This window comes from Rhodococcus sp. 05-2254-6 (assembly GCF_002258565.1).
Taxonomy (GTDB): domain Bacteria; phylum Actinomycetota; class Actinomycetes; order Mycobacteriales; family Mycobacteriaceae; genus Rhodococcoides.
Genome location: NZ_NOZF01000181.1, coordinates 1 through 11,216, shown reverse-complemented (window position 1 = coordinate 11,216; position 11,216 = coordinate 1). Strand labels below are relative to the sequence as shown.

At 66.2% G+C, this 11,216-nt stretch carries 10 protein-coding genes and 1 pseudogene; 4 read left to right on the top strand and 7 right to left on the bottom strand.

What is annotated here, in order from left to right; all coding sequences use genetic code 11:
- Window positions 1-83 precede the first annotated feature (83 nt).
- The 3 genes from CH256_RS24720 to CH256_RS24710 all read right to left on the bottom strand — a co-directional run bounded on the left by CH256_RS24720 (window position 84) and on the right by CH256_RS24710 (window position 3,836).
- The gene (locus tag CH256_RS24720; protein WP_179272216.1) at window positions 84-1,976 is read right to left on the bottom strand and encodes a DUF2339 domain-containing protein; all 1,893 of its coding nucleotides are present in this window, start codon (window positions 1,974-1,976) and stop codon (window positions 84-86) included.
- A gap of 75 nt (window positions 1,977-2,051) precedes the next feature.
- Entirely contained in the window at window positions 2,052-2,702 is a 651-nt protein-coding gene (locus CH256_RS24715; RefSeq protein ID WP_094639220.1) for a DUF1707 SHOCT-like domain-containing protein, read from the bottom strand.
- Window positions 2,703-2,723: 21 nt separating this feature from the next.
- The gene (locus CH256_RS24710) at window positions 2,724-3,836 is read right to left on the bottom strand and encodes a glycosyltransferase (RefSeq protein ID WP_068049066.1); all 1,113 of its coding nucleotides are present in this window, start codon (window positions 3,834-3,836) and stop codon (window positions 2,724-2,726) included.
- Window positions 3,837-3,946: 110 nt separating this feature from the next.
- Here CH256_RS24710 and CH256_RS24705 point away from each other — a divergent pair, with 110 nt between their 5' ends.
- Window positions 3,947-4,336: a MarR family transcriptional regulator gene (locus CH256_RS24705; RefSeq protein WP_068049094.1), complete on the top strand. Its 390-nt coding sequence runs from the start codon at window positions 3,947-3,949 to the stop codon at window positions 4,334-4,336.
- Here the strand turns inward: CH256_RS24705 and CH256_RS24700 are convergent, their stop codons facing one another.
- The 4 genes from CH256_RS24700 to CH256_RS24685 are packed head-to-tail and all read right to left on the bottom strand — an operon-like array spanning window position 4,337 to window position 7,586.
- Entirely contained in the window at window positions 4,337-4,558 is a 222-nt protein-coding gene (locus CH256_RS24700; protein WP_094671011.1) for an autophagy-related protein 2, read from the bottom strand.
- A gap of 37 nt (window positions 4,559-4,595) precedes the next feature.
- The gene (locus CH256_RS24695; RefSeq protein WP_179272218.1) at window positions 4,596-5,222 is read right to left on the bottom strand and encodes a response regulator; all 627 of its coding nucleotides are present in this window, start codon (window positions 5,220-5,222) and stop codon (window positions 4,596-4,598) included.
- 29 nt (window positions 5,223-5,251) lie between these two features.
- Window positions 5,252-6,421, bottom strand: coding sequence for a MacS family sensor histidine kinase (gene macS / locus CH256_RS24690; RefSeq protein ID WP_068049057.1), 1,170 nt, complete (start codon window positions 6,419-6,421; stop codon window positions 5,252-5,254).
- Window positions 6,408-7,586, bottom strand: coding sequence for an AI-2E family transporter (locus tag CH256_RS24685; protein ID WP_094639231.1), 1,179 nt, complete (start codon window positions 7,584-7,586; stop codon window positions 6,408-6,410). Before CH256_RS24685 ends, macS begins: the two co-directional genes overlap by 14 nt.
- Window positions 7,587-7,728: 142 nt before the next feature.
- On the opposite strand from CH256_RS24685, the gene CH256_RS24680 reads away from it, so the two are divergent.
- From CH256_RS24680 to CH256_RS24670, 3 genes and pseudogenes are all read left to right on the top strand, one after another.
- Window positions 7,729-9,204, top strand: coding sequence for an adenylate/guanylate cyclase domain-containing protein (locus tag CH256_RS24680; protein WP_068049088.1), 1,476 nt, complete (start codon window positions 7,729-7,731; stop codon window positions 9,202-9,204).
- A gap of 9 nt (window positions 9,205-9,213) precedes the next feature.
- Window positions 9,214-10,368 (top strand): TIGR00374 family protein, encoded by a 1,155-nt coding sequence (locus tag CH256_RS24675; protein ID WP_068049054.1) that lies wholly within the window; start codon window positions 9,214-9,216, stop codon window positions 10,366-10,368.
- A gap of 110 nt (window positions 10,369-10,478) precedes the next feature.
- Window positions 10,479-10,970, top strand: a pseudogene (locus tag CH256_RS24670) (YceI family protein); the annotation flags it as partial.
- Window positions 10,971-11,216: the final 246 nt, after the last annotated feature.

The following is an 11,216-nucleotide window of genomic DNA, read 5'->3' as shown; positions in this document are numbered from 1 at the left end:
CTCCTGACCCCACCCCCGCACCGCGTCAATGAACCACTGCACCGTCGAGACGCATGCAGTGGTCCATTGACGCAGCAGGGGGATCAGCGGGAAACTGCCGCACTTTCTCGGTCCGCGAACACCTTTGCGTATCGGGTACCGGCGATCAAGAGCAGCAATCCCACGGCGATGAAGGCGATGACTCGGAAGAGTCCGTCCAGAGCGACGAGGTCGAACAGAAACAGTTTCGCGATGGCTGCGGCGGTCAAGGACAGTCCGGCCAGCAGGGCCAGATGAGCGTGGGTGACGCTGCGCAGCCCGAAGGCCAGTAGCGCGAAGGCTGCGATCATCCACTCGATGGTTGCCGCGGTGTGGCCTGCGGTGAATCCTGTTGTTTCGCCGCCGATTCCGATGCCGAGGGTCACCGTTGCCGTCGTCAAGCCGTACAGGGCAAGTACGCCGGAGACGATGCCGAGGGTCTGCAGTCCGTCGTCGACCAGTTTCAGTTCGGCCAGCACGTAGACGAAAGCGAGTGCCGTTGCAGCGAGGAGGATTCCACCGAGAGAGATACCGACACTGCCGACGGCTAGATCGGAGTCGAGCAGCGCCTGCGGCGGGCTGACCGAGACGAACATCAACGTACCGATCACGCCGAATCCGCTGCCGATCGAGTATGCGAGAGTCGAGCGGGTGCTGTGGGCCACCGCGATCAGAGCCGAGGCGACTGCGAACATCACGACCGGGCGAATCTCGAGGGTCGTCGACTCGACTGCGGCCTGCAGCGTCGCCAGGGCTCCGACCACCGCGACGGTGATGCGAGCGTGCCCCGGCAACCAGTTCACCAGAATCACGATCGCCAGAGCCGCAGCAGCAAGAACCAACTGGAGGGCGACGGTGGCCCCGCGATCGAAAACGTCGGCGGAGACCAGCACGGGCAGAGACGTGAGAGCGATCATCACGGTGGCGACCACATCGGAGACGTTGCGGCGCAACAACTCCAATGACGTGCCGATGCCGAGGAGGGCCACCGCCACGACGACCAGGAACAGCCGGAGGTCGCCGGTGGATCCGGACAGATCGGCACTCGCGATGGCAGCCAGTACCGCGCCGACGAGCGGTACGGTCCGAACGGCCTGCAGAAGTTGCCAATTCCGACCGATCTGCGCCGGGAAACTCGAGACGTAGGTGGCGACGAGGAACGCGATCAAGGTCAGGGTCAGGCCGTCGGTCAGCACCGGTCCGCACACTGCGACACCGGCGAGGATCAGCACCGCCATCGGCTGCGACTTCCACTGCACTGCGAGTGCCGTTCCGGCTGCGGCAATTCCGAATGCGGTGATCAGACCGAGCACGGGATCGAGCCAGCCGTACAGGACGGATGTCGCGAGTACATCGAGATACAGGCCCGCGATGCCGGTGGCGGCCACGGCGATCCCGCCGATCCGTCCGCCCGAGCGACCGAACACACGGACGCCCGCACCGATCAGCGCGAGTGAGAACACTGCGCCCGCCGCGACCCGCAGCGGAGGGCCGAACCACCCGGCCTGGGCGGCGAGAACGAGCAGCATCACGACACCGACGAGAGTGACGCCTGCGCCGGCGACAGCCAGCAGGCGGCTGATGACACCGTCACGCTGCCACCATGGTTCCCGCGGTGGAGCCGGGGGCCTGGGTGCGACGATCGGTCCCCTCGGCGGCGTGGGGTAGGGCGGGGCAGGCTGGGGCCGAACCATCTGCTGTCCCATCGGCTGACGGACAGCTTGGCCGAACGGCTGACCGTAGGGCTGCGGGGGCAACGACGGTGGTGCCACCGGCGGCGGAACGGCAGGGGCTGGAGCAGGGGCCTGACGAGGAGCGGCACCCGCGGCACCGAACTGCGACTGCAGTGTCTGCAGATCGACGGCCACCTGGCGCATGTGGTCGCCCAGGGAATCGAAGCGGCTGGACAGTCGCGCGACGAGTTGCGGATCCAGCCCGGAGTTCTGGGAAGAAGTCATGGGTTCGATCCTGCGACCGTCGCGGCCGAAAAGCGTGAGTAGTGCTACTCGGATTCCTCGAGTAGAAGCGCCTCTCTAGCCGAACATGCGGCGGAACGAGCTACCGAACGGATGCTTGGCGGTCACCGAGCCCAGGCGGACCTTGCCCGAGACCACGAGGTGCAGTGGCCCGTACGGCGGGCCGGTGCGGACCTTGTTGGTGGCGCTGCCCGCCACCGTGTCGACACCGTTGAGATCGACGGTCGCCTCGGTCGGCACGATCAGGGTCACGGTGCTGCAGTAGTCGTCGACGTGTATTTCGACCACCTGGGTGGACATGACTGCCTGGGTGAAGTCGAGTGTCACCGTGGACATGCGGGTGGCGAGGCGCAGGTTCGACGGCACGTTCCACGGGCCCTTGCGGGTGATGGTGGACATGGTGCCGCGCAGTGTGTCCGACGCGCCGCTGCCGTGCCCCCAGTGCTCCTGAACGACGCGGCGCGGGGTCGGTTGCGGGGTGGGCGCGGCGAAGGATCTCGGTGCCGGGCGATGTTCCTCGGCGATCTGCATCCCGGGCAGGTCGGCGAGAACAGAGTTCAGTTCACCGCGGGTCTTCGACGCCAATGCGGTGTCCATTCGCTCGGTGAACTCACCGAGCGAGAGCATGCCCTGGCCCACGGCGCGCTGCAGCAGCTCTCCGACGTGCTCGCGTTCGGCATCGGACACTCGTAGATCCCTTGCCTCCATGTGATCAGGGTAGCGAAGATCTCACGCTGCGCGACCGCCCAGGACGGAGAGCATTCCGGACACCGACGCGGGCCATCCGAACTGTTCGGCGCGCAACCTGGCGGCGATGCGGCGGCCGTCGACCGGCAATTCGAGTACTCGTTCTATCTCGGCGGCGAATCCGTCTGCGGTGTTCTCGGAGGATCCACCGCAGTGCGGGGTGACGATCTGCGCCAGCGCCGAGGTCTCGGAGACGACGACGGGCGTACCTGCGGCGAGCGATTCCAACGCGGCGAGCCCGAATGTCTCGTGCGGTCCCGGCGCGAGAGCGATGTCCGCGGAAGCCAGCAGGGCTGCGACGGCCGCTCTGCCGTCGACGAACCCGAGGAATTCGACGGGTAGACCGCGGGCGCGTCGTTCGAGGCCGGCTCGGCGGGGGCCGTCGCCGGCGATGACGAGCCGTGCCCGCATTCCCGAATCACAGAGTGCAGCAAGCGAATCGATGCTTCTCTCGACGTGTTTCTCCACCGACAGTCGGCCGCAGTGCACGAGCAGCCGGTCGGCGCTGCCCAGCCATGCGGACCGTTCGCCGGCAATGCGGCGACGCGGATGGAAGAGGTCGAGATCCACACCGAGCGGTACCCGTTGCACGTTCCGAACGCCGATGCGCTCGAACTCCTGTTGCGCGAACTCGGTGGTGCACACGACGGCGTCGTACTGTTCGGCGGTACGCCGGTTGGCCAGATCGGCCAACGGACGGGCGCAGCGCATCGGCATCGTCTGGGCGAGCAGTCGGTCCAGGCGTTCGTGGGAGATCATCACGCTCCGTACGTCTCGACGCGCTGCCCAGCCGCCCATGCCGCGCAGCGTCAGACGGTCCGATACCTCGATCACGTCGGGCCGCAGTCCGGCTGCCACCGAGGACACCCGGCGCGGGTCGGCCACTCGATACCCACCGGTGAGCGGGATCTGCGGTGCAGGCACCTCGATGCGCACCACTCCCGACGGCAGAAGCGTCTCGCTCCGTCGATCTCCCGGCACGATCAGAATCACCTCGTGGCCGCTCGCGACGTACCCCGATCCGAGCTGGTCGACGGCCGTCCGCAATCCCCCGGACCTCGGTCCGTAGAAGTTGGCGAGTTGGACGATGCGCACTCGACCAGTCTTCCCAGCGACAAGTCCGCCCGACGGCGCGGCGATGGATGGTGACCGAACCTTCGCGGAATTTCTGTGTGGGGATCGCTACCAACGGGTAGGTGGAACAGATGCGAGTGACACTGCAATCCACCGGTAACGCCCCCGCCGCCGAGGTCTGGGAGCGCTACATGGAACCGACGGCCTGGAGAACCTGGGCACCGCAGATCATCGGCGTCGAGTACCGCGGCGAGCGGCTGGACGCCGACACCACCGGCCGAGTACTGGGGCCGTTGGGCGTGCCGATCGACTTCCGGGTGCATTCGGTCGACGAGCAGTCGTGGACGTGGGCGTGGTCGGCGTGGTTCCAGAACCAGGCCATCGGGGTCGACCTGACGCACGGCGTGGTCTCACGCCCCAGCGGCACCAGGGCGTGGCTGACGATCGACGGCCCACTGCCGCTGGTTCTGCCGTACGTGCCGGTCGCCAAGTTCGCGCTCGGCAGGTTGTGCGCCCAGTAGCTACTCGGACCGTGTGACGGTCTTCTCATGCGACTTGTCGGCGACGTCGGTCGGCTCGGGCGTCGGTAGCGAAGAATCCTCACCCGACCCGTCCAGATGGCCGTCGAATTCGTCGATCGCCTCGTCACGCTCGTCGCCGGTCTGATCGAGATCGGCGTCGACACCCTTCGAGTGCTTCGCCGGGTCGACGGTGGTGTCCACTGATTTTTCGTTGTCGGTCATGGGATGCAGAGTGCCCCTGAGCTACCGACGCAAACCCTCACAGCCCTTTTTCGATGACGTATCGGGTCAGTTCGACGCGGTTGGCCAGTTGCAATTTTCGCAGGGTCGCCTGGACGTGATTTTCGACGGTGCGATGGCTCAGCGTCAGTCGGGTCGCAATCTGCTTGGCGCTCAGACCCTTTGCGACCAGGCGTAGCACTTCGGTTTCGCGGTCGGTCAGCGTCGGACGGGTGTCGGATTCCGGTTGCGGCGACGACGACATCCGCCGGAACTCTCCGAGCACCAGGCCCGCGAGGCCGGGAGTGAACACCGCCTGCCCGGCCGACGTGGCGCGGACCGCGTCGAACAGTTCCTCGGCCGATGCACTCTTGACCAGGTAACCAGTCGCTCCCGCCTTGATGGCGTCGAGCACGTCGTTGCGTTCCGCGGACGCCGAGAGCACGAGGATTCTCGTCTGCGGCGATGCCTCCAGGACGGCGACGGTGGCGTCGGCTCCGTTGCCGTCCGGCAGATGCATGTCCATCAGCACGACGTCGGGAGTGGTGGCTCGCGCGCGGCGGCCGGCAGCGGCGACACCGTCTGCCGTGGCGACAACCCTGAATCCGGCAGCGTCGAGATCTCGGGCGACGCCGTCGCGCCACATCGGGTGATCGTCGACGACCATCACCGCGATGTCGGCATTCGTGTCCTCGGTCATCGAAGTCCCTTCGTTCGAGGAATGCGGATCTCCCATTCGGTTCCCTCGCCCTCCTCGGTGTCGAGTATCGCAGTACCACCGAGAGATTCGACGCGGCCGAGTATCGATTTCGAGACGCCCATCCGGCCTTCCGCTTCGGCGGCGGCGAGCCGTCCGGCCGGGATTCCGCGGCCGTCGTCGCGAATGCTGACGATCAATTCCCCGTCGACGTCCTCGAGCAGCACGTAGGCCTTCGCATCGGCACCGGCGTGCAGCTCGACGTTGGACAGTGCGGTCGCCACGACAGCGGCGAGCTCCTCGGCGACGTCGGAGTCGACGAGCACCGGATCGGCCGGAGTCGAGACAGCCACTGAGGAACCCGCCTGAGTTCGCAGCAGCGCCCGCACATCGACGATCGAATCGGCGTGATCGCCACGCGGAGCCGCCTGTTCCGAGATCAGCACCCGCAGAGCGACCTCCTGCTCGCCGGCCAGCTCGGCGAGTTCGGCTGCCGGCCCGCCTATTTCGAGCCCGCGCCGTCGCACCAGAGCCAGTACCTGCAACACTCCGTCGTGCACCTGCCGCGCCAGCCGTTCCCGCTCTTCGGTGATCGCCGCCGACCGTGCTGCCCGACGCAGTTCTTCGTGGGCCCGCCGGGCGGTGTTCGACGCCATCCCCAGCGCCAGTCCGGCCGAGAGCAGCACCGGGGCGGTGGCGTCGGACCAGAGGTCGGAGTCGAAGCGGTCGCGGACGAGTGCGCTGACCACCGACATCGCCACTCCCGACGCGATCCCGCCCTTGGGGCCCAACAGGATTGCGGCGGAGATGACCGCGTTGGTGGCCCACAGTGTGGTCGGCAATGTTTGCCGGGTGCTGTACCAGTCGTAATCGGCCACCAGCCGTGTCGACGCCATCAGGGCGACGACGATGATCTGATCGGCGAGTACCACCTGCCAGCGCGGAAGCGATGCGCGCGCGAGCATCAGAGCCGACGCCCCCGACCACACGGCCATCGACGCCACCAACATCCAGCTCAACCGCGGATTGGTGTAGTTGTCGACGGTGGCCACCTGGTAGCCGACGGCGTAGACGAGGGTGACCAGCCGAAAGACCTGGGAGGCACGCCACAGCGGGGTGTCGGGATCGGACGAGGTGAGCGTGGTCCCGACCCGATCAGCCGTCTGCATCGGTCTTCTTGTTCGGAGTCTTCAACTCTCGCTTGGGGAGTCGCTCCGGCTCGTCGCTTCCGGGAGGAGTGTGCGGGTCGCTCGGCTCGGCGGAGTACAGCGGGTCGGGCACCTCGAGTTCCTCGTAGACCTCGTCCGGGTCGGCGGCCAGCAGCGACCGCACAGCGGTGTTGAGGACGGCGACGATCGGTACGGCCAGCAGGCCTCCGACGATGCCCGCGAGCAGAATGCCGACGGTGATGGACAGGACTACCGCCAGCGGGTGCAGCCGCACGGCACGGCCCAGCAGGAGTGGTTGCAGCACATGGCCTTCGAGCTGCATGACGGCCACCACGATGCCGAGGGTGATGACCGCGGTGATCAGGCCCTTGGTGACGAGTGCGATGAACACCGCGACGAATCCGGTCAACACCGCACCGATGATCGGTATGAACGCGCCGATGAACACCAACGAGGCCAACGGAAGTGCCAGTGGTACACCGAGAATGGCCAGCCCGGCTCCGATGCCGATGGCATCGGCGGCCGCGACGGCAACCGTCGCCCGGACGTATCCCACCAGCGACCCGAAGCCCTGGATGCCCGCGGTGCGGATTTTTCTGCGGGCCGCGGTCGGTGCCAGCCGGGTGACGAACTGCCAGATCTGATCTCCGCCGTACAGGAAGAAGATGAGGACGAAGAGTGTGAGCAACGCGCCGGTGAGTATCTCGCCGATCACCGCCGCAGTTGTCAGCGCTCCGCTGGTGACGGCCTCCTGATTGTCCTGAACGACCTTCACGAGGCTGTCCGTGGCCTGCCTGATCTGATCCTCGCTGATGTGCAGCGGGCCGTTGCTGAGCCATTCCTCGATGCCGTTGATGGACTGGGTGAACTGATCACCCACCTGCGGTAGGCCCTCGATGAACTGCTCGACGATGAAGGTCATGATGCCGGCGACGACACCGATGCTGGCGATGATCACGACGATCACCGCGACGGCGCGTGGCACTCCGCGTCGGTGCATCCAATCGACGACGGGAACGAGCATCGCCGACGCCAGGAGCGCAAGACCGAGCGGAATGACGACGGTGCTGAGTTTGGCCACCACCAGGCAGAACGTGATGAATCCGGCAAACAGGACAAGCAGTCGCCATGTCCATTCCGCGCCGACCCGCACCAGCGGATGCACCGAATCCGCAGCCGAACCGGGGCCCGGGGACGCCCCCGTACCTTGCGCCCGCAACTCGTCGGTGCTCACCCGCTAAATTTAACCCGTGCTGGCATCTTTCCGAGCGGTCTCGCTCACCCTGAAGAGTCGCTGGCCGCTCTATATGCTCTCGATGCTCATCGCCAACGTCTTCGGTGCGGTGCTCGTGTTCGCCTTCGTGCGATACGGCCTGCCCATCCCCGAATCGCAATCGATCGTCGCCGACCGCGTCCGCAACGTGTACATCTTCGGGGCGTACCTCCTGGTGGCCTTGGTCGTCAGCCTGATCTACGCGTACTTCCTCCTGCGCTCGGTGATCCGGTGGCAGCTCCGCGGTGGCCCACCCACCCGCAAGGAGCAGATGACGACGCTGCACGCGCCGCTGCGTCAGGCGATCGTTCACCTCATTCTGTGGATCATCGGCGGCATCATCTTCGTGCTGTTGACCATCGCGGAGATGCCGTCGTTGTCCATCGCCGTCATCGTCACCGTCGGTATGGCGGCCACCGTGACGTTCGGATTCACCTACATGCTCGGCGAGCGCATCCTGCGTCCGGTCGCGGCCCTGGCGTTGAGCGAGGGCAGATTCGACCGCACGATGACCCCCGGCGTCGGTACCCGCATGGCGATGACCTGGGGCCTGGGCACCTTGATGCCCGTCATCGGCATCATTCTGCTGTGCGCCACGCAGCTGACCACCGATCTGGTGTTCTCCCCCAACGCGCTCGCCGTGGCCATCATCCTGCTCAGCGTGCTGGCCATCGTGCAGGCATTCGTACTCTCGATGCTGACCGCGAGCCAGATCTCCGACCCGATCAGTCAGCTGCACAGCGCCATCGAGCGAGTTCAGCGCGGCGAGACCGATGTCGAGGTCGACGTGTTCGACGGTTCCGAGATCGGACGCCTACAGGTGGGCTTCAACCGCATGATGGAGGAATCGGCAGAACGACGCGTCCTACGAGAGTTGTTCGGCCAGCACGTCGGTGAGGACGTGGCGCGTCGGGCATTGCAGTTCGGAACCGAGCTCGGCGGCGAGACACGATTCGTCGCAGTGCTGTTCGTCGACATGGTCGGCTCCACCGCCACCGCCTCCGAGCGCCCACCGAGCGAGGTCGTGGTGTTGCTCAACGAGTTCTTCCGGGTGGTCGTCGACGTCGTCGGACGTCATCACGGGTTCGTCAACAAATTCATGGGCGACGCGGCCCTCGCGATCTTCGGTGCCCCACTGGATCGTCCCGACGCGCCGACCGCCGCGCTCGCCGCCGCGCGTGAACTGCGGTTCGCGTTGGACGAGATCACCGGCCTCGACATCGGCATCGGCGTATCGGCAGGACTGGCCGTCGCAGGCAACATCGGTGCGTCGGAGCGCTTCGAGTACACGGTCATCGGAGACCCGGTCAACGAGGCGTCGCGACTGACCGAGCTGGCAAAACTGCGTCCCGGACGCGTCCTGGCGTCGACCTCGGCCCTGTACTTCGCCGACGACGAGGAACAGGAACAGTGGGAGCTGGGAGACCAGGTACAACTACGTGGTCGACGACGTGCCACCCATCTGGCCTGGCCGGTGGAGTATCCCGACTCCTCTTCCAGCGACGGTTAGTCTGACAGGGTGCCCGACCCCAGCTCCACCAGCGGACCCGCAGTACGGCGTCCGCGCAACCGACTCCGGTGGGTCAAGTGGATCGCCGGAATCGCCCTGGTGGCCCTGCTGGTGGGCGAGGCGATCTATCTCTGGCCGCGGCTGCACGAATCCTGGACCGCCGTCCGCGAAATCCACTGGGGTTGGCTGGCGGCCTGCGTCTTCGCCCAGGCCGTGTCGCTGAGTGCATTCGGCCGAGTGCAGAAGCAACTGCTCGACGCAGGCGGTGTGAAGGTACGCCAACGCAAGTCCGTGTCCGTCATCTACGGCAGCACCGCAATGGCGCTCACCCTCCCCGCAGGCCAGGTGTTCTCCACCGCGTTCACCTACCGCGAGACCCGCCGCTGGGGTGCGAGCCCGGTCGTCGCGTCGTGGCAACTGGCCATCTCGGGCGTGATCGCCGCTGCCGGTCTTGCCGTCCTCGGCGTGGCAGGCGGACTGGTGGTCGGAAGTTCGTTCAACACCTTCACGCTGGTTCTGCCGATCGCCGGTGTCATCGCGATCGTCGTCGCCGTTCGCTACATCTCGAACCATCCGCAGTCGATCAAGAACATCGCGCGCTGGGGACTGCGTCGATACAACGCGTTCCGCAACCACGAGCTCGACGCCGGTGCCGAGGGCATCGACAAGATCATCGGTCAGATCCAGTCCGTCCAACTCGGCAAGCGCGACGGCGCGCTCACTCTGTCGTGGTCCGCCGTGCATCGACTCGCCGACGTCGCCTGCCTGGCGTTCGCATGCTTCGCCGTCGGCGCGGATCCCCGGTTGTCGGGATTGCTGATCGCGTTCGCTGCGGGCAAGGCCGTGGGATCGGTTCCTCTCGCACCCGGCGGCCTGGTGGTGGTCGACGCGACCCTCATCGCGTTCCTCACCAGTGCTGCCTCGATCAGCGCATCGCAGGCCGTGGCCTCGGCGTTGGTGTATCGCGGCGTGAGCTTCATTCTCGTCGCCATCGTCGGATGGATCGTGTTCCTCGTGCTGTTCCGGGGGCATCAGCACGCCGATCTGGAATTCGACATCGCGCTGGAACAGCAGGAGACCGCAGCGCTCGAGCAGCAGGAGACCGCCGAGCTGCGGCGCACCGAGGGCATCCGCGACACCAAGGGCGATCCGGAACCCGCGTAGCTACCCCGCGCGGTATGGCGTCCGTCACTTCCTGCTCATCCGGAATATATACGGACCCCGGTCCGCTTGTGTACTATGAGTTTGAACCTTCAACCCATCTAGGAGTCCTCATGACCACCGCCATCGCACTTCCCGAGCTCACCGCAGGCACCTGGGCCATCGACGCAACCCACTCCACCGTCGGATTCACCGTCCGCCACCTTGTCGTCAGCAAGGTCCGTGGCCGCTTCCAGAACTTCAGCGGCACCATCACCGTCGACGCCGACGGCACCCCGTCCGTCGACGCCGAGATCGACGTCGCGTCCATCACCACCGACAACGCGCAGCGCGACGGCCACCTCAAGACCGCCGACTTCTTCGAGGTCGAGAAGTTCCCCACCGCGACGTTCAAGTCCACCTCGGTCAAGGCCGACGGCGGAGACTTCGTCGTCACCGGCGACTTCACCCTCCACGGCGTCACCAACTCCATCGACCTGAAGCTCGAGTTCAACGGCGTCAACGCCGGCATGGGCAACGGACCGGTCGCCGGCTTCGAGGCCAGCACCGTCATCAACCGCAAGGACTTCGGCATCAGCATCGACATGCCCCTCGAGGGTGGCGGCAACTACAGGAGAACGAAACTTCACGCGTACCACTGTAGACACCGACGGCGAAAGACCCGCACCGACGATTGCGATGCGGGCCTTTCGCGGGTCCACCCAGGGCGGATCCATGTGGGTTTCAGTCAGTTGGACTGCAACAAAGCCGCATTGTTCCCGGCGGGGGTCTGCGGGAAAGCTACCGCGACCTACCGCTGCGGTGCCTGGGTGGGCACGATCGGCGACGGCAGTGCGGTCGCACCCTGCAGG